Origin of the sequence: Streptomyces sp. NPDC002825, from assembly GCF_040295385.1 — a bacterium.
Classification (GTDB): domain Bacteria; phylum Actinomycetota; class Actinomycetes; order Streptomycetales; family Streptomycetaceae; genus Streptomyces.
Genome location: NZ_JBEOVH010000035.1, coordinates 69,317 through 95,324 on the forward strand (window position 1 = coordinate 69,317; position 26,008 = coordinate 95,324).

The window sequence follows — 26,008 nt, forward strand, 5'->3', positions numbered from 1 at the left end:
AACATGCCGCTGTCTGACGCGAATTGATCCGAAGAGATCTTCGGTCGGGCGCTCAGCCGCGGGACTCCACCGCGTGCGCGATGTCGGACAGGTCCTTCGTGAGCGCCTTCGAGACCGCCTTCGCCCCGAAGCGGGCGAGCAGCCGGGCGACCGGCCCGGGGGCGCGGCCGCCGGCGGGGCGCGCGGAGAAGGCCATCCGCAGGGTGGTGGACCCGGCGCCGTCGGGGGTGAGGGTGAGCTCGGAGACGTAGTGCATGCCGTGCGAGTCGGCGACCGTGACGTACCGGTCGGGCGGCTCGCACTCGGTCACGGTCATCTCCTCGGTGGCCTCCTTGCCCAGCATCCGCCGGGTCTCGCGCCAGCGCGTGCCCACGCCGAAGCCGCCCTCGGTGAGCACCTGCACCCGGTCGACGCCGGAGAGGACCCGGGGCATGTCCCGCAGGTCGGTGATCGCCTCCCAGACCCGCCCCGGGGAGGCGGCGACCCGGCGCTCGACCACGACGGAGGTGGTGTCCGTACCCGTTCCAGTCATGGCTCCATGGAAGCCGGGCCGCCTCGCCCCCGCTACCTGACCAGCGCGTCCGCCCGCGCGCCGCCCGCCTCGGCGACGATCTCGTCGAGCGTCTGGGCCTCGCGCACGGTCGCGAAGGTCACCGCCCCGTCGTCGTCGACGGTGAAGCCGTGGATCCCGGGCCGGCGCAGGCTGTTGTAGGCGTAGTGGTGGGCGAAGTAGTACGCGCCGGTGTCCGGGACCGCCACGACGTCCCCGGGGTGCAGCAGCGGCAGCGCGCGGCCCGTGGCGAGCAGGTCCCCGGCGAAGCAGGCGGGGCCCGCCACGTCCTGGACGGTGACGTCGTCGGTGCGGGGCCGGCCCTCGGAGTCGTACGCGAGGACGCGCAGCGGCCAGGCCTCGGGGGCGTAGACCGTACGGGTGGCCAGCTGCACGCCCGCGTGGGTGACGGCGATGGGGCGACCGCCGGAGGTCTTCGTGTACTCCACGCGGGCGAGGACCGTGCCGTGCTTGGCGAGCAGGGAGCGCCCGAACTCGGTGACGAGCCGGTAGCGGCCGTCGAAGAGGCCGGGGACGGTGTCGGCGAGCAGCCGGGCGTACTCCGCGTACGTCGGGGTCTCCTCGTCGGAGGCGAAGTTCACCGGGAGGCCGCCGCCGATGTCGAGGGTGTCGATCTGCTGCCGCCCGGCCGCCCGGTTGACCTCCTCGGCGAGCACGTACACCTCCCCGACGGCCTGGGCCATGAGGGCGAGAGGAATGCCCTGCGAGCCGGTGTGGGTGTGCAGCCGGGTCAGCCAGGGGCGTTCCAGGCAGGCCTGGACGACGGTCTTGCGGGCGCCTTCGTCGCGGAGCGTCACGCCGAATTTGGAGGTGGCGGTCGCGGTCGAGAGCGCGCCGATGGAGCCGGCTCCGACCTGCGGGTTCACCCGGAGGCCGAGCGGTGAGGCGGTGGGGGCGGAGGCGACGAGCGCGTCGAGGCGGGCCAGCTCCTGGAGGCTGTCGGCGTTGACGGCGATCCCGAGCGCGAGGGCCTGGCGGAGCTCGGCCGGGGTCTTGGCGGGGGAGTCGAGGACGGTCCGCGCGGGCGGGATCCCGGCGGCGCGGGCGAGGGCCAGCTCGCCGGGGCTGGCGACCTCGGCGCCGAGGCCGGCCTCGTGGAGCAGGCGCAGGACGGGGACGAGCGGGGTGGCCTTCACGGCGAAGGCGTGCAGCACGTGGGCGTCGGTGACGGCGGCGAAAGCACTGGTCAGGGCGGTGGCGGAGGCGCGGATGCCGGCGGTGTCGAGGAGCGCGACGACCGGTTCGGCGGGCGAGAGGAGTCCTTGATCGACGGTGGCTCGGACGGCGAGATCGCGACGGGAGGAGGCCATGCGGCCCAGTCTCGTCGATGCCCCGTCCGCGGTGTGGCCGGTATGCCCTGTTGACTAAGACTATTCAGCGAGCCAAGATGTGAATATCTGAACGACATTCGAGGAGGCACCCCCCATGTCAGGACCCCGCCCCGTCCGAGCAGCCCGCGGTACGGAACTGAGCGCCCTGGGATGGCAGCAGGAAGCCGCCCTCCGGATGCTCCAGAACAACCTCGACCCCGAGGTCGCCGAGCACCCCGACAAGCTCGTCGTCTACGGCGGCACCGGCAAGGCCGCCCGCGACTGGCGCTCCTTCGACGCCATGGTCCGCACCCTGCGCACCCTCAAGCAGGACGAGACGATGCTCGTCCAGTCCGGCCGCCCCGTCGGCGTCATGCAGACCCACGAGTGGGCCCCCCGCGTCCTCCTCGCCAACTCCAACCTGGTCGGCGACTGGGCGAACTGGGAGGAGTTCCGCCGCCTGGAGCAGCTCGGCCTCACCATGTACGGCCAGATGACGGCCGGCTCCTGGATCTACATCGGCACCCAGGGCATCCTCCAGGGCACCTACGAGACCTTCGCCGCCGTCGCCGCGAAGAAGTTCAACGGCACCCTGGCCGGCACCATCACCCTCACCGCCGGCCTCGGCGGCATGGGCGGCGCCCAGCCCCTCGCCGTGACGATGAACGACGGCGTCGCCATCTGCATCGACGTCGACCCGCGCGCCATCGAGCGCCGCATCGAGCACCGCTACCTGGACGTCAAGGCCGACAACCTGGCCCACGCCCTCCAGCTCGCCGTCGAGGCCCGCGACGCCCGCCGTCCGCTCTCCATCGGCCTCCTCGGCAACGCCGCCGAGCTGCTCCCGCAGATGCTCGCCGAGGGCGCCCCCATCGACATCGTGACCGACCAGACCTCGGCCCACGACCCGCTGTCGTACCTCCCGGTCGGCGTCGCCTTCGAGGACATGGCCGACGCGGCCGCCAAGGACCCGGCCGGCTTCACCCAGCGCTCCCGCGAGTCGATGGCGAAGCACGTCGAGGCCATGGTCGGCTTCATGGACGCCGGCGCCGAGGTCTTCGACTACGGCAACTCGATCCGCGGCGAGGCCCAGCTCGCCGGCTACGACCGCGCCTTCGCCTTCCCCGGCTTCGTCCCGGCCTACATCCGCCCGCTGTTCTGCGAGGGCAAGGGCCCGTTCCGCTGGGCCGCCCTCTCCGGCGAGGCCTCCGACATCCACAAGACGGACAAGGCGATCCTCGACCTCTTCCCGGAGAACGAGTCCCTGCACCGCTGGATCAAGATGGCCGGCGAGAAGGTCCACTTCCAGGGCCTGCCCGCCCGCATCTGCTGGCTCGGCCAGGGCGAGCGCGACAAGGCCGGCGACATGTTCAACGACATGGTCGCCGACGGCACCCTCGCCGCCCCCCTCGCGATCGGCCGCGACCACCTCGACTGCGGCTCCGTCGCCTCCCCGTACCGCGAGACCGAGGCCATGCTCGACGGCTCCGACGCCATCGCCGACTGGCCGCTGCTCAACGCCATGGTGAACGTCGCCTCCGGCGCCTCCTGGGTCTCCATCCACCACGGCGGCGGCGTCGGCATGGGCCGCTCCATCCACGCCGGCCAGGTCTCCGTCGCCGACGGCACCAAGCTCGCCGGCGAGAAGATCCGCCGCGTGCTCACCAACGACCCGGGCATGGGCGTCATCCGCCACGTCGACGCCGGCTACGACATCGCCGAGCGCGTCGCCGACGAGAAGGGCGTCCGCGTCCCGATGCGCGAGGGTGACTCCGCGTGACCTCCTCCCACGACGCCGCCGAGGCGCCCCGCGGCTCCGCCCGGGCCGCCTCGGCGGGGCGGGGGAGCTCCCCCTCGTTCCACGCCATGTGGAGCAGCCTCCACGGAATCGGCCGCAACGCCGCCACCGGCGGCTACCGCCGCTACGCCTGGACGGCCGCCGACGCCGACTGCCGGCTCTGGTTCCGCATGCAGGCCGAGGCCCGCCGCCTGGACGTCGAGACCGACCGCAACGGCAACCAGTGGGCCTGGCTCGGCGACCCCACGGCCGGCGACGCCGTCGTCACCGGCTCCCACCTGGACTCCGTCCCCGACGGCGGCGCCTTCGACGGCCCCCTCGGCGTCGTGTCCTCCTTCGCCGCCCTCGACGAACTCCGCGCCCGCGGCGTCTCGTTCAAGCGGCCCCTCGCCATCGTCAACTTCGGCGACGAGGAAGGAGCCCGCTTCGGCCTCGCCTGCGTCGGCTCCCGCCTCACCGCGGGACGGCTGACGAAGGAGCAGGCCTACGAGCTCCGCGACGCCGACGGCATCAGCCTCCCGCAGGCCATGGAGGCGGCCGGCCACGACCCCTCCGGGATCGGCGCGGACCCCGAGCGGCTCGCCCGCATCGGCGCCTTCGTCGAGCTCCACGTCGAACAGGGCCGCGCCCTCGACCTCTCCGGCGACCCCGTCGGCATCGCGTCCTCCATCTGGCCGCACGGCCGCTGGCGGTACGACTTCGCCGGCGAGGCCAACCACGCGGGCACCACCCGTCTGGTCGACCGGCGCGACCCCATGCTCACGTACGCCGAGACCGTCCTCGCGGCCCGCCGCGAGGCCGAACTCGCGGGCGCCGTCGCCACCTTCGGCAAGATCGCGGTCGAGCCGAACGGCGTCAACGCCATCCCGTCGATGGTCCGCGGCTGGCTCGACGCCCGCGCCGCCGACCAGGGCTCCCTCGACAAGGTCGTCGCCGGCGTCGAGGCGGAGGCCCGCGCCTACGCCGAACGCCACGGAATCGACCTCGACGTCGTCCAGGAGTCCTACACCCCGGTCGTGGAGTTCTCGCACGCCCTGCGCGACGAGCTCTCCCGCATCCTGGGCACCACGGGCAAGGTGCCGGTCCTCGGCACCGGCGCGGGACACGACGCGGGCATCCTGTCCGAGTCGATCCCGACCGCCATGCTGTTCGTACGGAACCCCACCGGCGTCTCGCACTCCCCGGCCGAGTTCGCGGCCGAGGACGACTGCGTGGCCGGGGTCCTCGCACTCGCCGACGTACTGGAGGAGCTGGCGTGCCGCTGACGACGTACTGGCTGGAACACGCCTGGCTCGACACCGACGTCGAGCCGGGCGTGGCCCTGACCGTGTCCATCAGCGGCTCCGCCGCGGGCACTTCCGACGGCCGGATCAGCGCCGTACGCACGGGCGTCGAGGTCCCGCCCCCGGGCGCCGTCGTCCTCCGCGGCCTGACGATCCCCGGCCTGGCCAACGCCCACTCGCACGCCTTCCACCGCGCCCTGCGCGGCACCGTCCAGGTCGGCAGCGGCACGTTCTGGACCTGGCGCGAGGTCATGTACGCCGTCGCCCAGCGCCTCACCCCCGACAGCTACTTCGCGCTCGCCCGCGCGGTGTACGCGGAGATGGCGCTCGCCGGCATCACCTCCGTCGGCGAGTTCCACTACCTGCACCACGCGCCCGGCGGCAGCCCGTACGCCGACCCCAACGCCATGGGCGAGGCCCTGATCGCGGCGGCCGCCGAGGCGGGCATCCGCATCACCCTCCTCGACACCGCGTACCTCTCCTCCGGCTTCGGCGCCGCCCCCGAGCAGCACCAGCTCCGCTTCACCGACGGCACTGCCGAGCAGTGGGCCCAGCGGGTCTCGGCCCTCAAGGACCGGGACGGCGTACGCATCGGGGCGGCGATCCACTCCGTACGAGCGGTCCCGGCCGACCAGCTCTCGACGGTCGCCCAGTGGGCGGAGGCACGCCAGGCCCCCCTGCACGTCCACCTCTCGGAGCAGACCGCGGAGAACGAGGCCTGCCTCGCGGCCCACGGCATGACGCCCACGCGGCTCCTGGCGGAGCACGGCGTCCTCGGCGCGCGGACGACGGGCGTCCACAACACCCACATGACGGACGAGGACATCGCGCTCATCGGCGGGTCCTCGACCGGCACCTGCATGTGCCCGACGACCGAGCGGGACCTCGCGGACGGCATCGGCCCGGCCGTCGCCCTCCAGCGGGCCGGCTCCCCGCTCTCCCTCGGCAGCGACAGCCACGCCGTCATCGACCTCCTCGAAGAGGCCCGGGCGATGGAGCTGAACGAGCGCCTGCGCACCCGCACCCGCGGCCACTGGACGGCGGCGGCGCTGCTCCGCGCGGCGACCGCCGACGGCCACGCGGCCCTCGGCTGGACCGACGCGGGCGTCCTGGAGGCCGGCGCGCTCGCCGACTTCACGACGATCACCCTCGACTCGGTCCGCACGGCCGGCCCGGTCCCGCGCCTGGCGGCCGAGACGGCGGTCTTCGCGGCGACGGCGGCGGACGTGCACCACGTGGTGGTGGGCGGCCGGACGATCGTCGAGGACGGCGTCCACGTCGCCGTACCGAACGTGGGCGAGGCCCTGGCGACCGCGATCGCCGCGCTCAGAAGCTGACGCCGCCGCCGGTTGCGGGCGGGTGGGCACACCCGGCCCGCCGGCCCGCACCCGAACCGCCCGCCCCCACCGGAGAGCGACATGACGACGACGCTGATCACGAACATCGGCAGCCTGGTAACGAACGACCCCACCCTCGGCGAGGGCCCCCTCGGCCTGATCGAGGACGCGGCCCTGGTCCTGGAGGACGAGCGCGTCGCCTGGGCGGGGCCGGCGGCGCAGGCCCCGGCGGCGGACCAGGCCGTGGACGCGGCCGGCCGCGCCGTCATCCCCGGCTTCGTGGACTCCCACTCGCACCTCGTCTTCGCAGGCGACCGCACCGCGGAGTTCAACGCCCGGATGTCGGGCCAGCCCTACAAGGCGGGCGGCATCCGCACGACCGTCGCGGCGACCCGTGCGGCGAGCGACGCCGAGCTGTCGGCGAACGTGGCCAAGTACATGTGGGAGGCCCTGCGCCAGGGCACCACCACCTTCGAGACCAAGTCGGGCTACGGCCTCACCGTCGAGGACGAGGCCCGCGCCCTGCGCATCGCCTCGGAGCACACGGACGAGGTCACCTACCTCGGCGCGCACATCGTGTCGCCCGACTACGCCGACGACCCGGCCGGGTACGTGAAGCTGGTGACCGGCGAGATGCTGGACGCCTGTGCCCCGTACGCCCGTTGGGTGGACGTCTTCTGCGAGAAGGGCGCCTTCGACGGCGACCAGGCGCGCGCGATCCTCAAGGCCGGCCAGGCGAAGGGCCTGCAGGCCCGCGTCCACGCCAACCAGCTGTCCTACGGCCCCGGTGTGCAGCTGGCGGTGGAGCTGGACGCGGCGAGCGCCGACCACTGCACCCACCTCACCAACGCCGACATCGACGCCCTCGCCCAGGGCAACACGGTCGCGACGCTGCTCCCCGGCGCCGAGTTCTCCACCCGGGCCGAATGGCCGGACGCCCGCCGCCTGATCGACGTGGGCGTCACCGTGGCCCTGTCCACGGACTGCAACCCGGGCTCCTCCTTCACCTCCTCGATGCCCTTCTGCATCGCCCTCGCCGTCCGCGACATGCTGATGACCCCCGACGAGGCCCTCTGGTCGGCCACGGCAGGCGGCGCGGCGGCCCTCCGCCGCACCGACGTCGGCCACCTGAACGTCGGCGCGCGGGCGGACCTGACGATCCTCGACGCCCCCTCCCACGTCCACCTGGCCTACCGGCCGGGCGTGCCGCTGATCGCGGAGGTCTGGCGGAAGGGCGTCCGCGCGGTCTGAACCGTGGGCCGGGCCACCCCGTAGCCTGACCCGATGCGACCGTCAGACGACGAACTGTCCCGAGCGCTGCACGATCCCCCGGACCCGCCACTTCACCCGCTCCCGCAGGCGGTGGCGGACCTATTGTGCGCCCTGGCCGCGCCGCCGCGACTGGCCGCGCACCTGCGCGCGGTCCACGACGTGGCGCGGCAGCTGGTCACCTGGGCGGAGGGGCACTGTGCCGGCCTGGCCGTCGACCGGGAAGCCGTCCTGTTCGGGGCGGCGACCCACGACATCGGCAAGGTGGTGCACCCCGCCGAACTCTCCGGACCCGGCTCCCTCCACGAGGAGGCGGGGAGGGAGCTCCTCGTGGCCCACGGGATCGCCCCGGAGCTGGCCCGCTTCGCGGCCACCCACGCCATGTGGACGGACCCGGGGGTCACTCTGGAGGACCTCCTGGTCAGCACGGCCGACAAGGTCTGGAAGAACAAGCGGGTCCCCGCACTGGAGGACCTCGTCGTGGCCCGGCTGACCGAGGCGACCGGCAGGCCTCGCTGGGAGGAGTTCCTCGCCTTCGACGAGCTGCTCGAAGACCTTGGCGCCGGCGCGGACCACCGCCTCGCCTACCAGGCGTCGTTCACGACGACCCGGCCGGCACCCTAGCCCCGGTCACCGGAACTCGTGGACGACCTCGATCTCGCCCACGATGTGTGCGTTGAACTCGTCCAACTCCTCCGCCGGGACCCACAGTTCCAGGATCGTCCGGCCGCCCGCCTGCTGGACCGGGTACCTGCGGAGGAACTCCGTGTCGACCTCGAAGCGCGTCACGTAGCCGGCGCCGTTGTGCTTCACGTTCCAGTCGCGCGCGATCCGCACCGCGTACTCCTCGTTCAGCACCGGGTAGAAGATCGGCTGCTCCGGCAGCCGCGGCGGCCAGGCGCGCCATCCCGACTCCCGTACGAGCTCCAGCTCGACGGGGCCGGTGGGGCGCCACAGGGTCGTCGTCGGGCCGGTGCGGGCGGTCATGATGGTTCGCTCTCTGCGTGAGGTCGGGGAGCTCGACGGTATCGACGGGCCTGTGACTGCCGCCAATTGATTACGCGACGGGCCGCGAGCCGTGCGAGCGTGGAGGCATGGGACATTCGCGGGCCTACGCCGTCTTCACGACCACCGACGCCGACGAGGCGCACGCGCGGGCGCGGCGGCTCGTCGCGCTGCTCGAGCGGGTCCAGGACGAGGTGTACGTCGACGTGGAGGTCCGTACCGTCGAGGAGGCGCGGCGGGTCGCGGGGCTGCTGCCGGGGGCGGACGTCGACCGGGTGGAGGTCGAGCGGGACCCCGTGACCGGGCAGTACGTCTGCTGCGCGCTCGACCTCGACACCGCCGGGGACGAGGAGATCCGCGCCGAACTGCCGTTGTTCCTCTCCGCCGAGGTGCCCGCCCCGGCCGTCGGCGCCGAGCTCGTCCGGGCCGTCGGCGACGGCACCGCCGACATCTGGTGGCGCGGCCGCTGGCCGGACGACCCGGAGACGGACCGGCCCGGCTTCGACAAGTACGACGGGGTCCAGCTGGTCCTGCACGGGGACCAGGCCCAGATCGACGCCCGGACCCCGCACCACACCGTCTTCGTGCACGTCGACAAGTGGGGCGACCTCCCCCGCGCCCGGAAGCTCGCCGCCCTCGTCGACGGCGAGGTCGTCGGAGACGTACAGATCGGCTGGTAGGCCACAGAGAGGGCCCGTCCAGGGTCGACCGACCGTGAACGGGCCCGTGGCACGGCCGTGGTGGCCGTCACTCCTCCAGCGTCAGCCCCCGGCGCAGCCGGCCCAGGGTGCGGGCCAGCAGGCGCGACACGTGCATCTGCGAGATGCCGAGCTCCGCGCCGATCTCCGACTGGGTGAGGCCGGAGACGAAGCGCAGGGAGAGGATCTGCCGTTCGCGCGCCGGCAGCGAGGCGATCATCGGCTTGAGGGAGGCGATGTACTCGATCCCGGTGAGCCCGTTGTCCTCGTAGCCGAGCCGGTCGACGAGCGCGGCCTCGCCGCCGACGCCGTCCTCCTCGTCGGGCTGCGCGTCGAGCGAGGTCGCGGTGTACGCGTTGCTCGCGGCCATGCCCTCGACGACCTCCTCCGGGCGGATGCCGAGCTCCTCGGCGAGCTCGGCGACGGTCGGCGCGCGGTCGAGCCGCTGCGCGAGCGCGTCACCGGCCCTGGCGAGGTCGAGCCGGAGCTCCTGGAGTCTGCGCGGCACGTGCACGGACCACGAGGTGTCGCGGAAGAAGCGCTTGATCTCGCCGATGATCGTCGGCATCGCGAACGTCGGGAACTCGACGCCGCGGGCCAGTTCGAAGCGGTCGATCGCCTTGATGAGGCCGATCGTGCCGACCTGGACGATGTCCTCCATCGGTTCGCTGCGGGTGCCGAACCGTGCGGCGGCGAACCGGACCAGGGCGAGGTTGAGTTCGACCAGGGTGTTGCGGACGTACGCGTACTCGTGGGTGCCCTCCTCCAGCTCGGAGAGCCGGGCGAAGAGCTGCTTCGACAGGGCACGCGCGTCGACCGGTCCGATCCGGTCGAGCGGTGTGTCGAGCAGCCGTTCGGGCAGATGGACCACGGGAGGGAGGGGGACTGCTGCCGACGGCGCGTCGGGGGTACGCGGGGCGTCGAGCCGGGGTGACATGGGTCTCCTTCGGGTTCTTCTCGCTGCGGTTTGCGGCGCCTCCAAAGCCGGCCGGGTCGGACGTTGCCCTTCTAGCCCTACCCGCTCGACCCTGATGGTTGCAAGTGGCAATAATCCGTTTCGTGTCGATATGAGAAGTACCTCGTGTGCATCGGAGGGCGCCACGCTTGTAGGGTTCGAGGCACGTCAGTCGGCATCCGCGACAGCGAGAAGAGGCACCGCCATGGACCGCGAACACATCGGCAGCGCGCCGCCCGCGCGGCTGCGGGTCGAGGTCCGCGACGTCGCCGGGAGCGCCCTCCTCACGCCCGTCGGTGAGCTCGATCACCACACCGCCGAACTGCTGCGCGCCCCGCTGGACACCGCCCTCGACGCGGGCCGCGCACGGCTCGTCGTCGACTGCTCGGGCCTGGAGTTCTGCGATTCGACCGGGCTCAACGTGCTGCTGGGCGCCCGGCTGAGGGCGGACGCCGCCGGCGGCGGCGTCCATCTGGTGGGGATGCGGCCCGCGGTGGCCAGGGTGTTCCAGATCACGGGCGCGGACGCCGTCTTCACCGTCCACGAGACGCTCGCCACGGCACTCCCCGGCTGAGACCCACGTCATACGCCGCGGGGCGGCTCCGCCCGTACGTCCTGTCCCCATGTCCCGTCGATCGGTGAGGTGAAGCGTTGATGGACCAGGCTTCCGACGTCCGGACGCTCGCCCTCGGCGAGACCAGCGGCACCGTGCCGCTGGCGCGCGACTTCACGCGCTCGGCGCTCCACGAGTGGGGCTGGCTCCCGGCCGCCACCGCCGACCGCAGGGCCGCCGCCGAGGACGTCCTGCTCGTCGTCTCGGAGCTCGTCACCAACGCCTGCCTGCACGCCGAGGGCCCCGAACGGCTCCGCGTCCTGCGCCTGCCCCGCGCCCTGCGCCTCGAAGTCACCGACCGCGGCGCCGGACAGCCCGCCCCCCGCACCCCGCACCGCTCCGGACGCCCGGGCGGCCACGGGATGTTCATCGTGCAGCGCCTCTGCCTCGACTGGGGCATCGACCGCACCCCGGGAGCCCCCGGCAAGACGGTCTGGGCCGAACTGGCCGCACCCGCCTAGGACTTTCACAACTTCACCGGTTCCCCTGCCTTCCCTCCTCAGGGCCCCCGGCGTACCTTGACGGCCAATCTGAAAGACCGTCAGTTACGTTGCGGTGAGGGGTGCTCGGGGTGTCCAAGGTGCCGAACCGGAGGAGAACGACCGCCGCGCTCACGGCCGCGGTCGCGGTGGCGGGCGCGACCGTGCTGGCCGGAGCGCCGGCCGCCCACGCGGCCGTCGTCGACGTCGACTACGCCTGCGAGACGAAGATCGGGCCCAAGAGCGCCGTCTCGCCCGTCGACATCAAGGCCGTCAAGAACGGCAGCTCGTACACCATCACGATGTCGTTCGAGAAGGGCGTCTCCGACAGCCCGGTCGAGCTCCCCAAGGGCGTCATGACCCCGCGCGCCGAGCTCGTCCTCGGCGGCGACGCGAGCGGCACGGTGAAGGTGAAGGGCACGCCCAACACGGCCGCCATCCCGCCCGACACCCCGATCAGGATCGGCACGCTGACCGGCACGTTCACCCCGAAGAAGAACGGCAAGGTCACCTTCACGGCGGGCGTCCTCACCGTGCACGCCCTCGGGATGGACGCGGCCGTCTGCACCCCGAAGAACAACCCGAAGCCCTCGCTCGAACTCCAGGTCAGCGGGGTCTCGGGCGGCTCCGACACCCCGCCGCCCGCCGCCGACGACGGCGACTCGGGTGCCGACGACCAGCTGCCCAAGACGGGCCCGCTCGACTCCGCCCTGGCGCTCGGCACCCTCGGCGGCACCGTCCTGCTGACCGGCGCCGCCGGAGTCCTCTGGCTCACGCGGCGCACGGCACGTTGATGCGTACGGCGGCGCAGCCCGGGCGCCGGACGGCCGCCCGCGCCGGGCTCGTCACCGCCGCGGCCGCCGTCCTCGGCGCGGTCGCGGCGGCGCCCCCCGCCGCCCGGGAGTGGACGGCGGCGCCCGCCGCCGGACGGCCGTACGCCTACCTGGAGGGCCCGCCCGGCAGCGTCCTCCAGGACACCCTGTCCGTCACCAACCCCGGCACCGCGCCGCTCACCGTCCGCCTCACCGGCCGGGGCGCCCCGGTGTCCTTCGCCGCGCGGTCCGTGACCGTGCCCGCCCGCACCCGCGCCGACGTGCCCTTCGCCGTGACCGTCACCGCCGACACCCCGCCCGGTGAACACCGCGGCACCGTACGGGCCGTGGCCGCCGGCCGGGAGGTCAGCGTCGACCTGCGGCTACGGGTCAGCGGACCGCGACTCGCCGCGCTCACCGTCGAGGACGTCCACGTGGCCGGGGGCGCCGTCCGCTACACCCTGGTCAACCGCGGCACCACCGTCCTCGCCCCGCGCCTCGCGGTCCGCGCCGAGGGCCTCCTCGGCACCGTCCTCGACCGACCGGACCGCCCCCTGCCGCTCACCCTCCGCCCCGGCGAGCGGGCCACCCGCACCGAACCCTGGCCCGACCCGCCCGCCCTCGACTCCGTCACCGTCCGGCTGACGGCCACCGCACCGGGCGCCGCCCCCGCCACCGCCCGCGCCGAGGCCTCCTTCGCCTCGGGCCCCGCCCTCGCCGGCACGGCCGGACTACTCCTGGCGGCGGCGGGCGGCGCCGGGTACGCGGCCCGGCGGCGCAGCACGTCCCGTACCCGGCGAGACCCGGCGGGAGCGACACCATGAGGACGACGAGCCCCGGCGGGAGCGACACCATGAGGACGATCCGTACGGCCGCCGCACTCCTCGCCGCCCTCGCCCTCGTCCTGCTGCCCACCGCCCCCGCGGCGACGGCGGCCCCGGGACCGGTGGTCGAGCTCTCCGCGGCCGAGGGCGGCAAAGGAGGCGAGATCACCGTCGGCGGCAGCGGCTGGAAACCCGGCGCGCTGCTCATGCTCCTGATCTGCGGTCAGGGCGCCCCCGGCAAGGGCGTCATCGGCGGCACCAACTCCTGCGCCAACACCGAGGGCCGGGCGGCCACCGTTGACAGCCGGGGCGCGTTCAGCGCGAAGCTCCCCGTCGCCGAACCGCCCAAGCCCTGCCCCTGCGTGGTGCACGTCGCCGGAGTCACCGGACAACAGGACGCCGTCGACAAGGAGTTCACCGTCGCCGGGCACCCCGTCGCCCCGCTCCCCGAGCCCTCCGGCGACGGCCGCCTCGCCGTCCTCGCCGCCGTACGACTCGACGGCTCCAGCGGCCTCCTCGTCTGGTTCGGCGCGCCCCCGCGCCGCGAGGTCGTCTTCACCGTCGGCAACCTCGGCCCGGCCCCCGTCAAGGACCCCGTCTTCCAGGTCGGCACCAGCCACGGCGTCTTCGCGCCCCAGTACGAGGAACGGCAGTGGCGCGGCACGATCGAACCCGGCAAGAAGGCCCTGATCCGGCTCCCCGCCGAGCTCACGGCCGGCGCCCACGGCGACTACCAGGTCTCCGTGAAGTACGCGGGCAAGGTCCTCGTCGAGCAGCCGTGGGGCGTCGGCCGTCCCTGGGGCGTGACGCTCTTCTGGGTGCTCCTCGCCGTCGTGGTGCCGGCCGCGCTGTTCCGGATCGGCATGGCCGTGGTCGACCGCGCGCGGCCCGCTTCCGGGGCCGGCCGGGGCGGCGCCCCCAGGACCCGGACGAGGGCGCGCCCGCGTCGGCGCGCCCCGGCCCGTACACCCGCTTCCGCCCCCGCTCCGGGGGACGGCGAGACGACCGCGGCCCTGCCGTGGTTCAGCCCTGACTCCGCACCGTCAGCGCCAGAGAGCAGCAGCCCGACCACGACGAAGGGACAAGCGTGAGGACGCAACGGAGGATGAGCGCGGCCGGGGTCGCGCTGATGCTCGGCGGCGCGGGGATCCTGTATGCCGCCGGCCCCGCCCAGGCCGCCGAGGTGAGTTACGCGACGGAGTGCATCCCGCCGTCGATCTCGGGGCTCCCGCCGGTGCAGGGCACCACGAAGGTGCTGATCACCGCGCCCGCGGAGGCCAAGGTCGGCGACGAGGTCGAGATCGTCTGGAAGACGGTCCAGGCCGCCTCGAAGAACCCCGACGTGCTCGACCTGGAGAAGGACACGGTGAAGCCGACCGGTGTCCTCACCGTGGGCGGCGCGGGGAGCGGGACCGTCGCGATGGAGGGGCCGCGGCAGAACCCGCCGATCCCCAAGAACAGCCCGATGGTCCTCCCCGACATGAAGGGGAAGCTGAAGCTGGACAAGGCGGGCGAGATCACGCTGACGCCCGGCAAGTACACGATCAACGTCTCCAAGCCCCTGTCGACGGACACCAAGTGCTCCCCGAAGGAGACGGTCCCGGTCGGCGCGACGATCAAGGTGACGGACGGCTCGTCGACGTCCGGGGGCGGTACGACGACGTCGGGCGGCAGCAGCACGTCCGGTGGTTCGACGGCGTCGGGCGGTTCGACGGCGTCGGGCGGCTCCTCGGCGTCGGGTGGTTCCTCGACCTCCGGCGGTACGACGACCACGTCCGGCGGTACGAGCACGACGTCCGGCGGTACGACCACGTCCGGCGGTACGAGTTCCACTTCGGGCGGTACGAGTTCCACGTCGGGCGGCACCACCGCCTCCGGTGGAAGCTCAGGTGGCTCCGGCGGGCAGACCGACTTCCCCGGCAAGCAGGTCTCGGTCCAGTTCTCCTGCCAGGCCCCCGGCCCCGCCTCGATCGCCTCCAAGGTGACGATCGACGCCAAGAAGAACGGCAACGGCTACGACCTCACGGTCAAGACCGCCAAGGGCGTCATGAACAGCCCGGCCGCCCTGCCGGCCGGCGCCCTCAAGCCGTCCATGGCCGTCAAGCTCGGCGGTGCCGACAGCGGAACGGTGAAGGTCACCGGCCCGGCCAACGCGGCCCCCCTGGAGGCGGGCAAGCCGGTCGACCTGCCCGACATGAAGGGCACGTACACACCGGGGGCGACGGGCAAGTCCACCCTCAGCCCGGGCGCGCTCACCATCAGCGTCTCGCTGGGCGGTTCGCCGATCGTCATCCCCTGCCAGGTCAAGGGCGCCGTCCAGGCCTCCCTCGAACTGGACACCAGCAAGCAGGCCGGCGGCGCCTCCGGCGGCTCCGACGGCGGTACGACCGCGGGCACGAGCTCGGCCTCCGGTGGTTCCGACGGCGGAAACCTCGCCCACACCGGCGCCGAGAACGACGGCGCCCTGCGCGCCCTCGGCCTCGTCGCGGGCACGATCATCCTGGTCGGCGGCGCGGTCTTCACCTTCACCCCCTGGGCACGCCTCAGGCGCTGAGGCGTGGTGAGGAACGACGGAGGGCCCGTCGCACCGGTGCGGTGCGACGGGCCCTCCGTGCGGGGCGGGTGACGTCAGTGGACGTCGCCCATGAGCGCCTTGACCTTCTTGCGGTACATGAAGACCGCGACGGCGGCGACCGTGACGGCCACGGCCTGCAGCGCGATGATCCCGGTGCCGTTCAGGTCCACGCCCGCGAGGGAGAGCAGACCCGTGGTGCAGTCACCGGCGGTGACGGCGAGGAACCAGACACCCAGCATCTGCGAGGCGTACTTCTGCGGCGCCATCTTCGTGGTGACGGAGAGGCCGACCGGGGACAGGCACAGTTCGGCGACGGTCTGGATGAAGTAGATCCCGACCAGCCACATCGGGCTGACCTTGGTGTCGCCGGTGGCCAGGCCGATCGGGGCCAGGAAGACGAAGAACGAGATGCCGATGCCCACCAGGCCCAGCGAGAACTTCACGATGGTGCTCGGCTCCTGGTTGCGGCGGGCGAGCCACAGCCACAGCCAGGCGAAGACCGGAGCCAGCGCCATGACGAAGAGCGGGTTGAGCGACTGGAACCAGGTGGCCGGGAAGCTCAGCGGACCGATGTGGTCGGTGGTCTTGCTGTCCGCGAAGAGGGACAGGGTCGAGCCGCCCTGGTCGTAGATCATCCAGAAGACGGCCGCGGCCACGAAGAACCAGATGTAGCCGCTGACCTTGGACTGCTCGGCCTTGTCGAGGTCCTTGTCGCGCTTGATGCGGACGATGACGGCGATCGGGATGAGCAGACCGGCGAGGGTGATCGGGACGAGCGCCCAGTTCAGGGTGTACATGCCGGCGGCGATGACGATGCCGTAGAAGACGGCGACGACGGCGATCGTGGCGCAGACCTTCACGAGGACCGACTTGCGCTCGGCGTCGGACAGCGGGTTCGGGACCACGCTGCTCTTCTCGCTCAGGTGCTTGGTGCCGAACAGGAACTGGCCCAGACCGATGGCCATGCCGATGGCCGCGAGCAGGAAGCCCATGTGCCAGTTGTAGCTCTCGCCGACGGTGCCGATGACCAGCGGGGCGAGGAACGCACCGAGGTTGATGCCGACGTAGAAGAGCGTGAAGCCACCGTCACGGCGCGGGTCGTCCGGGCCGTCGTAGAGGTGGCCGACCATCGTGGAGATGTTGGCCTTCAGCAGACCGGAGCCGGCGGCGACGAGCGCCAGGCCGACGAAGAACATCGCCTGGCCGGGGATGGCCAGCGAGGCGTGACCGGCCATGATCACAAAGCCGGCGATGGTGACGGTCTTGCGGGCGCCCCAGACGCGGTCGCCGAACCAGCCGCCGGGCATGGCCATCAGGTAGACCATCGAGACGTAGACGGAGTAGATCGCCGTCGCCGTCGCCGCGGTCATGGCGAGGCCGCCACCCTGGCTGCCGGTCGCGGCGTCCGCGCCGCCGGAGACCAGGTACAGAACCAGAAGGGCCCTCATGCCGTAGTAGGAGAAACGCTCCCACATCTCGGTCATGAAGAGGGTGGCCAGACCACGGGGGTGGCCGAAGAACGTCTTCTCGGAACCAGTGGTCCCGGCGGAACCTCCGGAGCCGGAGGAAGCCGTCGTCAGGCTGGACGCCATGTCGATCCTTGCTCTGTCGGGACGCACGCCTTGTGAGCGTGGTGCGCCCGGTGGGGGAGGCCGGCACCGGGGGAATCGAGTGACTCCACCGGGATCCACGCCCCGGAGACCGCGTTGTCGCGTCCCGGGACCCGGCCCACAGGTCATTCACCGTCTCAAGGTTCGGCTGAGCCGACCTCACGCAGAAAGAGGACCTTGGCGCACGAAGCTGGCCAAAGGTCCCCGATTACCGCTACTGACGTCTCGCCACCATACGACACGACAGTGCCGGATATGGAAGGACTTGAGAGATGGATCACAGGTGACGAAGGAACCGCACGCGATCATTCGAAGGTCATCTGCTGGATACCCACAAGATCCACAGGGTTCGTGCGGGCCCCTCGGATCCCGCCCCGGCCCGGGCGCCGTGCGGACTACCATCACCCCATGACCCGTGTACTGCTCGCCGAGGACGACGCATCCATCTCGGAACCGCTGGCCCGCGCCCTGCGGAGAGAGGGGTACGAGGTCGAGGTCCGCGAGGACGGCCCCACCGCCCTCGACGCCGGTCTCCAGGGCGGAGTCGACCTGGTCGTGCTCGACCTGGGCCTGCCCGGCATGGACGGCCTCGAAGTCGCCCGGCGGCTGCGCGCCGAAGGCCACACGGTCCCGATCCTGGTCCTCACCGCCCGCGCGGACGAGGTCGACACCGTCGTCGGGCTCGACGCGGGCGCCGACGACTACGTCACCAAGCCCTTCCGGCTCGCCGAGCTCCTCGCCCGGGTCCGGGCCCTGCTCCGGCGCGGCTCCACCGAGCCCGCCGCCGCCCCCGCGACCCACGGAGTACGGATCGACGTCGAGTCCCACCGGGCCTGGATGGGCGACGAGGAGCTGCAGCTCACGGCGAAGGAGTTCGACCTGCTCCGGGTCCTGGTCCGGGACGCCGGCCGGGTCGTCACCCGCGACCAGCTGATGCGCGAGGTCTGGGACACCACGTGGTGGTCCTCCACCAAGACCCTGGACATGCACATCTCCTGGCTGCGCAAGAAGCTCGGCGACGACGCGGCGAACCCGCGCTACATCGCCACGGTCCGAGGCGTCGGCTTCCGCTTCGAGAAGAGCTGAGCTCCCACCCCCCGTGTGGGCAATCGTTCCGCTGGGGCGATGGGGGTCCCCCCTGCTCGAGCGAAGCCGAGAGCTTGGGGGAGGGTGGGCACGCGGGACGGCGCCCGCTGCCGGGCCCGGGCTTCCGCGCCTGAGCCCGCGCCCGAAAGCCCAGGCGGCCCGTAGGCTCGGCAGCGCAAACCCGTACCCCGCCCGGAGGGCACCGTGCGCCGCCGCCTGATCAACTCCACGCTCGCCGTCGTCCTCGTCGTCATCGGCGTCTTCGGCGTCTCCCTCGTCATCGTCGAGAGCCGCACCATCTCCAGCAGCGCCCAGGAGAGCGTGGACTCGGAGGCGCTGCGGATCGTCTCGATCGTCGACAGCCGGCTGATCGGAGGCGAGCCGGTCAACCCGGACATCCTCGCCGAGCAGAGCATCGCCAAGCGGTACGCCCAGATCCGCATCCCCGGCCGCGACACCATCGAGATCGGCGTCCGCCCCGAGGGCGAGGTCATCCGGGGCCTCGCGGAGGGCGAGCGCGGCGAGACCGTGATCGTCGAGGAGTCCCGCTCCACGGTGACCGCCGAGGTCGGCCGCACCCTGCTGATCATCGGCGCGGTGGCCCTGCTCGCGGTCGTGGCCGCGGTCCTCCTCGCCGTACGGCAGGCGAACAAGCTGGCGTCGCCGCTGACCGACCTCGCCGAGACCGCCGAGCGCCTCGGCTCCGGCGACCCGCGGCCCCGGCACAAGCGGTACGGGGTGCCCGAGCTGGACCGGGTCGCGGACGTCCTCGACGCCTCCGCCGAGCGCATCGCCCGGATGCTCACCGCCGAACGCCGGCTCGCCGCCGACGCCTCCCACCAGCTCCGTACGCCCCTCACCGCGCTCTCCATGCGCCTGGAGGAGGTCGCCCTCGCCGACGACCTGGACACGGTCAAGGAGGAGGCGACGATCGCACTGACCCAGGTCGAGCGGCTGACCGACGTCGTCGAGCGGCTCCTGACGAACGCGCGGGACCCCCGCACCGGCTCCGCCGTCGCCTTCGACCTGGACGAGGTCGTCAAGCAGCAGATCGAGGAGTGGCGCCCGGCCTACCGCAGCGCGGGGAGGGCCATCGTGCACTCCGGGAAGCAGGGGATGCGGGCGGTCGGCACCCCGGGCGCGGTCGCCCAGGTCCTCGCCGCCCTGATCGAGAACTCGCTCATGCACGGCGGCGGCACGGTCGCCCTGCGCACCCGCGTCACCGGCAACCAGTCGGTGATCGAGGTCACCGACGAGGGCCCGGGCGTCCCCGCCGACCTCGGCGCGCGGATCTTCGAGCGGGCCGTGAGCGGCCGCAGCTCGACCGGGATCGGCCTCGCGGTGGCCCGGGACCTGGCAGAGGCGGACGGCGGCCGTCTGGAGCTGCTCCAGCAGCAGCCGCCGGTCTTCGCGCTCTTCCTGAGCCGGGAGGTCAGGAGCGTCGCGGAGGCGCCGCAGGAGCGCCCCGTGCGGTAAGCGGCCCCGAAGGAATCAGACGCGGTCGGGCTGGCGGCGGGTCGCCTGCCGCGGGGCCTGCTCCAGGAACGATTCGGCGGTCTGCACCGCCTCCTTCGCCGGCAGCGCCCGGAACACCCACGTGCGGTAGGACCAGAAGCGGAACAGCGTCGCGACGCCGATGCCGAAGAACTTGAAGAAGTTGCTCTGCAGCGGGGTGTCCCAGCCGAAGCCGTACGTCGCCGCGTACAGCAGACCGTTCTGGATCACCAGGCCGACCAGGCTGAAGACCAGGAAGAGGGAGAGCTCCTTGGCGCGGCTGCTCTTGTCCCGGTCCCGGTAGGTGAAGTACCGGAAGCCCAGGTAGTTGAAGACGATCGCGACCACGGTGGCGATGACACTCGCCCGTACGACCGGCAGGTCCGAGAAGTGGCGCACGAGGTTGAACACGCCGAGGTCCACCAGAACCCCGACCGCGCCGACCGCGCCGAACTTGGCGACCTCGCGGAAGAGCGCCTCGAGTCGCATGCGCAGCGCGCCGGGTTCACTCATGGTGATCGCTCTGTCCCGTCCGTCCGGATGACGTCCGGGCGACGTCAACCAGACCATGCTAACCAGCCCCCCTGTCACCCGCCTGTGTAGCTCGCAAACCCGTGGAGAACCCGTGCCTCACCGGGGTCCCGCCCGTGTTGCGCTTGTGCCAAAGCACAGCCGGACGAGTGTTCCCCGATGGTGCGGATACCCTAAGAGGGTGACGTTCCCCGTAGTAGGCATGGTCGGTGGCGGGCAACTCGCCCGTATGACCCACGAGGCGGGTATCCCCCTCGGTATCAAGTTCAAGCTCCTCAGCGACACCCCGCAGGACTCCGCGGCCCAGGTGGTGAGCGAGGTCGTCATCGGCGACTACCGCGACCTGGACACGCTGCGTGACTTCGCGCGCGGCTGCGACGTGATCACCTTCGATCACGAGCACGTCCCCGCCGATCACCTGGCCGCCCTGGAGGCGGACGGCGTCGTGATCCGTCCGGGCCGTGAGGCCCTCGTGCACGCGCAGGACAAGGGGGTGATGCGCGCCAAGCTCGACGAGATCGGCGCGCCGAGCCCCCGGCACCGCATCGTCGCCGACCCGGCCGACGCCGCGGCCTTCGCGGACGAGGTCGGCGGCTTCCCGATCATCCTCAAGACCGTGCGCGGCGGCTACGACGGCAAGGGCGTCTGGTTCGTCCGCACGCCCGAGGACGCCCGCGACCCCTTCCTCGCCGGGGTCGAGGTCCTCGCCGAGGAGAAGGTCGACTTCGTCCGCGAGCTCGCGGCGAACATCGTCCGCTCCCCGCACGGCCAGGCCGTCGCCTATCCGGTCGTCGAGTCCCGTCAGGTCGACGGCGTCTGCGACACGGTCATCGCGCCCGCGCCCGGCCTCGACGGCGAGCTGGCGGGGCAGGCCCAGGAGCTGGCCCTGCGGATCGCCAAGGAGCTGAACGTCGTCGGCCACCTCGCCGTCGAGCTGTTCCAGACCACGGACGGCCGCATCCTCGTCAACGAACTGGCGATGCGCCCGCACAACTCCGGCCACTGGACCCAGGACGGGGCGATCACCTCGCAGTTCGCCAACCACGTCCGGGCGGTTCTCGACCTGCCCCTCGGCGATCCGCGCCCGCGCGCGACGTGGACCGTGATGTGCAATGTCCTGGGCGGCGACTACCCGGACATGTACTCCGCGTATCTGCACTGCATGGCCAGGGACCCGCAGCTCAAGATCCACATGTACGGCAAGGACGTGAAGCCCGGTCGCAAGGTGGGCCACGTCAACACCTACGGCGACGACCTCGACGACGTGCTGGAGCGCGCCCGTCACGCCGCCGGCTATCTGCGAGGAACCATCACCGAATGAGCACCGCCACCGCCCCCGTCGTCGGCATCGCCATGGGGTCCGACTCCGACTGGACCGTCATGGAGGCCGCCGCGCAGGCCCTCGACGAGTTCGAGATCCCGTACGAGGTGAACGTCCTCTCCGCGCACCGGATGCCGCGCGAGATGATCGCGTACGGCGAGGAGGCGGCGGACCGCGGCCTCCAGGCGATCATCGCGGGCGCGGGTGGCGCCGCCCACCTGCCCGGCATGCTCGCCTCCGTCACCCCGCTGCCCGTCATCGGCGTGCCGGTGCCGCTGAAGTACCTCGACGGCATGGACTCGCTGCTCTCCATCGTGCAGATGCCGGCCGGCATCCCCGTCGCCACGGTCTCCGTCGCCGGCGCGCGGAACGCGGGCCTGCTCGCCGCCCGGATCCTCGCCGCGAGCGACGCCGACCTCCGCGCCCGGATGACCGAGTTCCTGCAGGAGCTCAACGACCAGGCCACGGAGAAGGGCAAGCGGCTCCGGGCCAAGGTCGAGGGCGCGGCGTCCTTCGGCTTCGCCAAGTGAGCGCGGCCGACCGTCTGGAGGAGGCCCGCGAGCTGCTCGCGGGCCACCCCGTGGTCGACGGCCACAACGACCTCCCCTGGGCGCTGCGCGAGCACGTGCGCTACGACCTGGACCGGATGGACATCGGGGCGGACCAGACCGGCGCGCTCCACACCGACCTCGCCAGGCTGCGGGCCGGCGGTGTCGGTGCCCAGTTCTGGTCGGTGTACGTGCCCTGCCGGCTGGCCGGCGACGACGCGGTCAGCGCGACGCTGGAGCAGATCGACATCGTCGACCAGCTCCTCGACCGGTACGCCTCCGACCTCGCCCCGGCGCTGACGGCGGACGACATGGAGGCGGCCCGGAAGCAGGGCCGTATCGCCTCGCTCAAGGGCGCCGAGGGCGGCCACTCGATCAACAACTCGCTCGCCACCCTGCGCGCGCTGCACGCCCTGGGCGTGCGGTACATGACGCTCACGCACAACGACAACAACGACTGGGCGGACTCGGCGACCGACGAGCCCGGCGTCGGCGGTCTCTCCGCCTTCGGCCGGCAGGTCGTCCGCGAGATGAACCGCTCCGGCATGCTCGTCGACCTCTCGCACGTCGCCGCGACGACGATGCGGGACGCGCTCGACGCGACGGCGGCGCCGGTGATCTTCTCGCACTCCTCGTCCCTCGCGGTCTGCGACCACCCGCGGAACGTCCCGGACGACGTCCTGGAGCGGCTGCCCGCCAACGGCGGTGTCGCGATGGCGACGTTCGTGCCCAAGTTCATCCTCCCCGCGGCCGTCGAGTGGACCGCGCGGGCGGACGAGAACCTCCGGGCGCACGGCTTCGACCACCTCGACACCACCGCCGAGGCGATGAGGCTGCACCGCGCCTTCGAGGCGGAGAACCCGCGCCCGATCGCCACCGCCGCCACGGTCGCCGACCACCTCGACCACATGCGCGAGGCCGCCGGCATCGACCACATCGGCATCGGCGGCGACTACGACGGAACGGCCTTCACCCCGGCCGGTCTCGACGACGTCGCCGGCTATCCGAACCTGATCGCGGAGCTGCTGCACCGCGGCTGGTCCCACGCGGACCTCGCCAAGCTGACCTGGTCCAACGCGGTCCGCGCGCTGCGGGACGCGGAGGCGGTCTCCCGCGACCTGAGGAGCCGTACGGCCCCGTCGAACGCCACGATCGAGGCCGACACGCCGTGACCCGGCTCACCGAACGGCACGGTCGAGGTGTCCTCGACACGCCGTGACCCGGCTCACTCCGTCGGCGTAGCCCACCGAGCCCCCCGGCGGGGCCGGTGGCACGGTTGTCGGTACTGCCCCGCCGCACTCGGCGGGGCGGTACTGCATCGCCGAGTTCGGAGTAAGACCATGGCGGAACTGCTAGACGTCCACCCCACCCCCACGTCCCCCCTCCCGACCGTGCCCGCCGCCCCGGAGCCACCTCCGCCGCTCGACGAGACGGCACGAGCCAGGGCCCTCCTCACCGCCCAGCCCGTCACCGAGGGCCACGCCGAACTCCCCGAGTCCCTCGATCCCGAGGACCTGCCGCCCGTCCGCAGCGCGGAGGCCGGGGCCCAACTCTGGTCCCTGCACACGGAGATGGAGGAGGGTGTCATCGGGACCCTGCGGCGGATCGACTCCGTCCGCGCCCTCGTCGCCGCCTGCCCCGAGGACCTGCGCCTCGCGTACACCACCTCCGAGCTGGCCCACGCCCGCAACTGCGGCCGTGTCGCCGCCCTGCTCGGCCCGGTCAGCTGGACGGCGCTCGGCGGCTCCGCGGCCACCCTGCGTGCCTACCACGCCCTGGGCGTACGGGCCGTGAACCTGACCCGCTTCGACCGCTTCGCCCGCGACGCCGTACGGGAGATGAACCGCATCGGCCTGGCCGTGGACCTCTCCGGCGCCGACCAGGACACGGTCCGCCGCGTCCTCGCCGTCACCCGCGCCCCCGCGCTGCTGACCCGGGCCGAGCCGGAGACCCTGCCGGACGACGTCCTGCGCCTCCTCGGTGAGAACGGCGCCGTCCTCATGGTCACGGTCACCGAGGACCCGGCCGCCGTCGCCGACGTCCTCGACCGGGTACGGGCGCAGGCGGGCCCGCACCGCGTGGGCATCTCCCACACCACCGCCCCGGACACCGGCTATGTGCCGCTCTTCGCGGAGCTGCTCCGCCGGGGCTGGCCGGCCCTGGAACTCGTCGGCCTCGCGCACGCCGACGCGACCCGGGCGCTGCGGCAGACGGAGTTCCTGTCCCGGACGAACAGGATCCGCCCGGCGGCGGCCTGACCGTACGTGACGACGGAGGGGGCGCACCGCCTGGCGGTGCGCCCCCTCCGTCGTCGTCTCAGGCCGTCGGGCGGCCCATCGCCCGGTACGTCCAGCCGGCCGCCCGCCACCGCTCGCCGTCGAGGGCGTTGCGGCCGTCGAGGATCACGCGGGTGGCGGCGACCGCGGCGAGCTCGGCCGGGTCGAGCTCGCGGAACTCGCGCCACTCGGTCAGGTGCAGGACCACGTCCGCCCCGCGCACGGCCTCCAGGGCCGAGTCCGCGTAGCCGAGGGTCGGGAAGACCCTGCGGGCGTTCTCCATGCCCTTCGGGTCGTAGACGGTCACCTGGCCGCCCTGGAGGTGTATCTGGCCGGCGACGTTGAGCGCGGGGGAGTCGCGGACGTCGTCGGAGTCCGGCTTGAAGGTGGCGCCGAGGACGGCGACCCGGCGGCCCAGGAAGGTGGACCCGCCGAGGGCCTCGCGGGCCATCTCCACCATCTGGCCGCGCCGCCGCATGTTGATCGAGTCGATCTCGCGGAGGAAGGTCAGCGCCTGGTCGGCGCCCAGCTCGCCCGCGCGGGCCATGAAGGCCCGGATGTCCTTGGGCAGGCAGCCGCCGCCGAAGCCGATGCCGGCGCGCAGGAACTTGGCGCCGATGCGGTCGTCGTGGCCGATGGCCTCGGCGAGCTTGGCGACGTCGCCGCCGGCGGCCTCGCAGACCTCGGCCATCGCGTTGATGAAGGAGATCTTGGTGGCGAGGAAGGAGTTCGCGGCCGTCTTCACGAGCTCGGCCGTCGGGAAGTCGGTGACGACGAACGGCGAGCCCTCGCCGACCGGTACGGCGTACACCTCGCGGAGCGTCTTCTCGGCCCGCTCGCCGCGCACGCCGACGACGATCCGGTCCGGGTGCAGGGTGTCGTTGACGGCGAAGCCCTCGCGCAGGAACTCGGGGTTCCAGGCGAGCTCGACGCCCTCGGGGAGGAGCGCCGCGAGCCGCTCGGCCGAGCCGACCGGGACGGTGGACTTGCCGACGACCAGGGCCCCTTCGCGCACGACCGCGGCGAGGGAGGTGAAGGCGGCGTCGACGTAGCTCATGTCGCAGGCGTACTCGCCGTGCTTCTGCGGGGTGTTCACGCAGACGAAGTGCACGTCGCCGAAGGCGCCGACCTCCTCCCAGGAGGTGGTGAAGCGCAGCCGGCCGCTCGATCCCTCGATGCCGGCCACGTGCTTCGCGAGCAGATCCTCCAGGCCCGGCTCGAACATGGGGACGCGTCCGGCGGACAGCATCTCGATCTTCTCGGGGACGACGTCCAGGCCGAGCACCTCGAAGCCCAGCTCCGCCATGGCCGCGGCGTGCGTGGCGCCGAGGTAGCCGGTGCCGATCACGGTGATCTTGAGGGCCATGCGGGACTCCAGGGAACGTCGGGCGGAATGCCTGCCCGAGCATAGTCGTGCCCTGGTCCGGCGCCGGGTCACGCCCTACCATTTGGGTTACTTAACGGTAGTTAGCAGTGTGGGAGTGAGTGAGCGTGTCGGGTTCGACTGATTTCGACCTTTACCGGCCTTCCGAGGAGCACGACATGCTCCGGGAGTCGGTGCGTGCCCTCGCGGAGGCGAAGATCGTGCCGTTCGCGGCGGCGGTGGACGAGGA

Annotated in this window: 25 protein-coding genes and 1 pseudogene; 19 read left to right on the forward strand and 7 right to left on the reverse strand. The window is 72.6% G+C overall.

Annotated elements, in window-relative coordinates; all coding sequences use genetic code 11:
- Nucleotides 1–52: 52 nt before the first annotated feature.
- Nucleotides 53–532, reverse strand: a complete 480-nt coding sequence (locus tag ABT041_RS32985) for an SRPBCC family protein (protein WP_351191434.1) — start codon at nucleotides 530–532, stop codon at nucleotides 53–55.
- Nucleotides 533–564: 32 nt separating this feature from the next.
- The gene (locus ABT041_RS32990) at nucleotides 565–1,881 is read right to left on the reverse strand and encodes a type III PLP-dependent enzyme domain-containing protein (RefSeq protein WP_351191436.1); all 1,317 of its coding nucleotides are present in this window, start codon (nucleotides 1,879–1,881) and stop codon (nucleotides 565–567) included.
- Between the two features lie 115 nt (nucleotides 1,882–1,996).
- Between ABT041_RS32990 and hutU the strand changes: the two genes are divergently transcribed.
- The 5 genes from hutU (at nucleotide 1,997) to ABT041_RS33015 (ending at nucleotide 8,192) form a co-directional block, all read left to right on the forward strand.
- Nucleotides 1,997–3,661: a urocanate hydratase gene (gene hutU, locus ABT041_RS32995; protein ID WP_351191438.1), complete on the forward strand. Its 1,665-nt coding sequence runs from the start codon at nucleotides 1,997–1,999 to the stop codon at nucleotides 3,659–3,661.
- Between the two features lie 86 nt (nucleotides 3,662–3,747).
- The gene (locus ABT041_RS33000) at nucleotides 3,748–4,944 is read left to right on the forward strand and encodes an allantoate amidohydrolase (protein ID WP_351191481.1); all 1,197 of its coding nucleotides are present in this window, start codon (nucleotides 3,748–3,750) and stop codon (nucleotides 4,942–4,944) included.
- Nucleotides 4,935–6,299 carry a formimidoylglutamate deiminase gene (locus ABT041_RS33005; RefSeq protein ID WP_351191440.1) on the forward strand — a complete coding sequence of 455 codons (1,365 nt, stop codon included), beginning with the start codon at nucleotides 4,935–4,937 and terminating at the stop codon, nucleotides 6,297–6,299. Before ABT041_RS33000 ends, ABT041_RS33005 begins: the two co-directional genes overlap by 10 nt.
- Nucleotides 6,300–6,380: 81 nt before the next feature.
- A complete protein-coding gene (gene hutI / locus ABT041_RS33010; RefSeq protein WP_351191442.1) occupies nucleotides 6,381–7,550 on the forward strand; it encodes an imidazolonepropionase in 1,170 nt (389 codons plus the stop codon).
- Between the two features lie 33 nt (nucleotides 7,551–7,583).
- On the forward strand, nucleotides 7,584–8,192 hold the full coding sequence (locus ABT041_RS33015; protein WP_351191444.1) for an HD domain-containing protein: 609 nt from the start codon (nucleotides 7,584–7,586) through the stop codon (nucleotides 8,190–8,192).
- A 6-nt stretch (nucleotides 8,193–8,198) separates the two neighbouring features.
- Here ABT041_RS33015 and ABT041_RS33020 read toward each other — a convergent pair whose 3' ends face one another.
- Complete coding sequence (locus ABT041_RS33020) at nucleotides 8,199–8,555, reverse strand: hypothetical protein (protein WP_351191446.1); 357 nt, start codon at nucleotides 8,553–8,555, stop codon at nucleotides 8,199–8,201.
- A gap of 107 nt (nucleotides 8,556–8,662) precedes the next feature.
- On the opposite strand from ABT041_RS33020, the gene ABT041_RS33025 reads away from it, so the two are divergent.
- A complete protein-coding gene (locus ABT041_RS33025) occupies nucleotides 8,663–9,253 on the forward strand; it encodes a hypothetical protein (RefSeq protein ID WP_351191448.1) in 591 nt (196 codons plus the stop codon).
- A gap of 67 nt (nucleotides 9,254–9,320) precedes the next feature.
- Here the strand turns inward: ABT041_RS33025 and ABT041_RS33030 are convergent, their stop codons facing one another.
- Nucleotides 9,321–10,208 (reverse strand): RNA polymerase sigma factor SigF, encoded by an 888-nt coding sequence (locus ABT041_RS33030; protein WP_351191450.1) that lies wholly within the window; start codon nucleotides 10,206–10,208, stop codon nucleotides 9,321–9,323.
- 223 nt (nucleotides 10,209–10,431) lie between these two features.
- Here ABT041_RS33030 and ABT041_RS33035 point away from each other — a divergent pair, with 223 nt between their 5' ends.
- From ABT041_RS33035 to ABT041_RS33060, 6 genes are all read left to right on the forward strand, one after another.
- The gene (locus tag ABT041_RS33035) at nucleotides 10,432–10,800 is read left to right on the forward strand and encodes an STAS domain-containing protein (RefSeq protein ID WP_351191452.1); all 369 of its coding nucleotides are present in this window, start codon (nucleotides 10,432–10,434) and stop codon (nucleotides 10,798–10,800) included.
- An 80-nt stretch (nucleotides 10,801–10,880) separates the two neighbouring features.
- Complete coding sequence (locus ABT041_RS33040) at nucleotides 10,881–11,300, forward strand: ATP-binding protein (RefSeq protein WP_351191454.1); 420 nt, start codon at nucleotides 10,881–10,883, stop codon at nucleotides 11,298–11,300.
- A gap of 119 nt (nucleotides 11,301–11,419) precedes the next feature.
- Nucleotides 11,420–12,112 (forward strand): peptidase, encoded by a 693-nt coding sequence (locus tag ABT041_RS33045; RefSeq protein ID WP_351191483.1) that lies wholly within the window; start codon nucleotides 11,420–11,422, stop codon nucleotides 12,110–12,112.
- Nucleotides 12,112–12,954, forward strand: a complete 843-nt coding sequence (locus ABT041_RS33050) for a COG1470 family protein (protein ID WP_351191456.1) — start codon at nucleotides 12,112–12,114, stop codon at nucleotides 12,952–12,954. Before ABT041_RS33045 ends, ABT041_RS33050 begins: the two co-directional genes overlap by 1 nt.
- Nucleotides 12,951–14,045, forward strand: a complete 1,095-nt coding sequence (locus tag ABT041_RS33055) for a hypothetical protein (RefSeq protein ID WP_502976644.1) — start codon at nucleotides 12,951–12,953, stop codon at nucleotides 14,043–14,045. The genes ABT041_RS33050 and ABT041_RS33055 overlap by 4 nt, the downstream gene beginning before the upstream one ends.
- A gap of 14 nt (nucleotides 14,046–14,059) precedes the next feature.
- A complete protein-coding gene (locus tag ABT041_RS33060; RefSeq protein ID WP_351191458.1) occupies nucleotides 14,060–15,508 on the forward strand; it encodes a hypothetical protein in 1,449 nt (482 codons plus the stop codon).
- A gap of 74 nt (nucleotides 15,509–15,582) precedes the next feature.
- Here ABT041_RS33060 and ABT041_RS33065 read toward each other — a convergent pair whose 3' ends face one another.
- The gene (locus ABT041_RS33065; RefSeq protein WP_351191460.1) at nucleotides 15,583–17,121 is read right to left on the reverse strand and encodes a peptide MFS transporter; all 1,539 of its coding nucleotides are present in this window, start codon (nucleotides 17,119–17,121) and stop codon (nucleotides 15,583–15,585) included.
- 426 nt (nucleotides 17,122–17,547) lie between these two features.
- On the opposite strand from ABT041_RS33065, the gene ABT041_RS33070 reads away from it, so the two are divergent.
- A complete protein-coding gene (locus ABT041_RS33070) occupies nucleotides 17,548–18,225 on the forward strand; it encodes a response regulator transcription factor (RefSeq protein WP_041129540.1) in 678 nt (225 codons plus the stop codon).
- Between the two features lie 204 nt (nucleotides 18,226–18,429).
- Complete coding sequence (locus ABT041_RS33075; protein WP_351191463.1) at nucleotides 18,430–19,701, forward strand: sensor histidine kinase; 1,272 nt, start codon at nucleotides 18,430–18,432, stop codon at nucleotides 19,699–19,701.
- Between the two features lie 15 nt (nucleotides 19,702–19,716).
- Here ABT041_RS33075 and ABT041_RS33080 read toward each other — a convergent pair whose 3' ends face one another.
- Nucleotides 19,717–20,232: a GtrA family protein gene (locus tag ABT041_RS33080; protein ID WP_351191465.1), complete on the reverse strand. Its 516-nt coding sequence runs from the start codon at nucleotides 20,230–20,232 to the stop codon at nucleotides 19,717–19,719.
- A 55-nt stretch (nucleotides 20,233–20,287) separates the two neighbouring features.
- Here ABT041_RS33080 and ABT041_RS33085 point away from each other — a divergent pair, with 55 nt between their 5' ends.
- From ABT041_RS33085 to ABT041_RS33100, 4 genes are all read left to right on the forward strand, one after another.
- The gene (locus tag ABT041_RS33085; protein ID WP_502976645.1) at nucleotides 20,288–21,571 is read left to right on the forward strand and encodes a 5-(carboxyamino)imidazole ribonucleotide synthase; all 1,284 of its coding nucleotides are present in this window, start codon (nucleotides 20,288–20,290) and stop codon (nucleotides 21,569–21,571) included.
- On the forward strand, nucleotides 21,568–22,101 hold the full coding sequence (gene purE, locus ABT041_RS33090; RefSeq protein ID WP_351191469.1) for a 5-(carboxyamino)imidazole ribonucleotide mutase: 534 nt from the start codon (nucleotides 21,568–21,570) through the stop codon (nucleotides 22,099–22,101). Before ABT041_RS33085 ends, purE begins: the two co-directional genes overlap by 4 nt.
- Nucleotides 22,098–23,291, forward strand: a complete 1,194-nt coding sequence (locus tag ABT041_RS33095) for a dipeptidase (RefSeq protein WP_351191471.1) — start codon at nucleotides 22,098–22,100, stop codon at nucleotides 23,289–23,291. Before purE ends, ABT041_RS33095 begins: the two co-directional genes overlap by 4 nt.
- Before the next feature lie 168 nt (nucleotides 23,292–23,459).
- The gene (locus tag ABT041_RS33100) at nucleotides 23,460–24,377 is read left to right on the forward strand and encodes a membrane dipeptidase (protein WP_351191473.1); all 918 of its coding nucleotides are present in this window, start codon (nucleotides 23,460–23,462) and stop codon (nucleotides 24,375–24,377) included.
- 58 nt (nucleotides 24,378–24,435) lie between these two features.
- Here the strand turns inward: ABT041_RS33100 and ABT041_RS33105 are convergent, their stop codons facing one another.
- Nucleotides 24,436–25,761, reverse strand: a complete 1,326-nt coding sequence (locus ABT041_RS33105; RefSeq protein ID WP_351191475.1) for a UDP-glucose dehydrogenase family protein — start codon at nucleotides 25,759–25,761, stop codon at nucleotides 24,436–24,438.
- A gap of 125 nt (nucleotides 25,762–25,886) precedes the next feature.
- Here ABT041_RS33105 and ABT041_RS33110 point away from each other — a divergent pair.
- Nucleotides 25,887–26,008 (forward strand): annotated as a pseudogene (locus ABT041_RS33110) (acyl-CoA dehydrogenase); the annotation flags it as partial.

Excerpts from the sequence above, each read along its gene's own strand:
- ABT041_RS32985 (WP_351191434.1), bottom strand. The coding sequence starts at position 532 with ATGACTGGAACGGGTACGGACACCACCTCCGTCGTGGTCGAGCGCCGG.
- ABT041_RS32990 (WP_351191436.1), bottom strand. The coding sequence starts at position 1,881 with ATGGCCTCCTCCCGTCGCGATCTCGCCGTCCGAGCCACCGTCGATCAA.
- hutU (WP_351191438.1), top strand. The coding sequence starts at position 1,997 with ATGTCAGGACCCCGCCCCGTCCGAGCAGCCCGCGGTACGGAACTGAGC.
- ABT041_RS33000 (WP_351191481.1), top strand. The coding sequence starts at position 3,748 with ATGTGGAGCAGCCTCCACGGAATCGGCCGCAACGCCGCCACCGGCGGC.
- hutI (WP_351191442.1), top strand. The coding sequence starts at position 6,381 with ATGACGACGACGCTGATCACGAACATCGGCAGCCTGGTAACGAACGAC.
- ABT041_RS33015 (WP_351191444.1), top strand. The coding sequence starts at position 7,584 with ATGCGACCGTCAGACGACGAACTGTCCCGAGCGCTGCACGATCCCCCG.
- ABT041_RS33020 (WP_351191446.1), bottom strand. The coding sequence starts at position 8,555 with ATGACCGCCCGCACCGGCCCGACGACGACCCTGTGGCGCCCCACCGGC.
- ABT041_RS33025 (WP_351191448.1), top strand. The coding sequence starts at position 8,663 with ATGGGACATTCGCGGGCCTACGCCGTCTTCACGACCACCGACGCCGAC.
- ABT041_RS33030 (WP_351191450.1), bottom strand. The coding sequence starts at position 10,208 with ATGTCACCCCGGCTCGACGCCCCGCGTACCCCCGACGCGCCGTCGGCA.
- ABT041_RS33035 (WP_351191452.1), top strand. The coding sequence starts at position 10,432 with ATGGACCGCGAACACATCGGCAGCGCGCCGCCCGCGCGGCTGCGGGTC.
- ABT041_RS33040 (WP_351191454.1), top strand. The coding sequence starts at position 10,881 with ATGGACCAGGCTTCCGACGTCCGGACGCTCGCCCTCGGCGAGACCAGC.
- ABT041_RS33050 (WP_351191456.1), top strand. The coding sequence starts at position 12,112 with ATGCGTACGGCGGCGCAGCCCGGGCGCCGGACGGCCGCCCGCGCCGGG.
- ABT041_RS33055 (WP_502976644.1), top strand. The coding sequence starts at position 12,951 with ATGAGGACGACGAGCCCCGGCGGGAGCGACACCATGAGGACGATCCGT.
- ABT041_RS33060 (WP_351191458.1), top strand. The coding sequence starts at position 14,060 with ATGAGCGCGGCCGGGGTCGCGCTGATGCTCGGCGGCGCGGGGATCCTG.
- ABT041_RS33065 (WP_351191460.1), bottom strand. The coding sequence starts at position 17,121 with ATGGCGTCCAGCCTGACGACGGCTTCCTCCGGCTCCGGAGGTTCCGCC.
- ABT041_RS33070 (WP_041129540.1), top strand. The coding sequence starts at position 17,548 with ATGACCCGTGTACTGCTCGCCGAGGACGACGCATCCATCTCGGAACCG.
- ABT041_RS33080 (WP_351191465.1), bottom strand. The coding sequence starts at position 20,232 with ATGAGTGAACCCGGCGCGCTGCGCATGCGACTCGAGGCGCTCTTCCGC.
- ABT041_RS33085 (WP_502976645.1), top strand. The coding sequence starts at position 20,288 with ATGCTAACCAGCCCCCCTGTCACCCGCCTGTGTAGCTCGCAAACCCGT.
- purE (WP_351191469.1), top strand. The coding sequence starts at position 21,568 with ATGAGCACCGCCACCGCCCCCGTCGTCGGCATCGCCATGGGGTCCGAC.
- ABT041_RS33100 (WP_351191473.1), top strand. The coding sequence starts at position 23,460 with ATGGCGGAACTGCTAGACGTCCACCCCACCCCCACGTCCCCCCTCCCG.
- ABT041_RS33105 (WP_351191475.1), bottom strand. The coding sequence starts at position 25,761 with ATGGCCCTCAAGATCACCGTGATCGGCACCGGCTACCTCGGCGCCACG.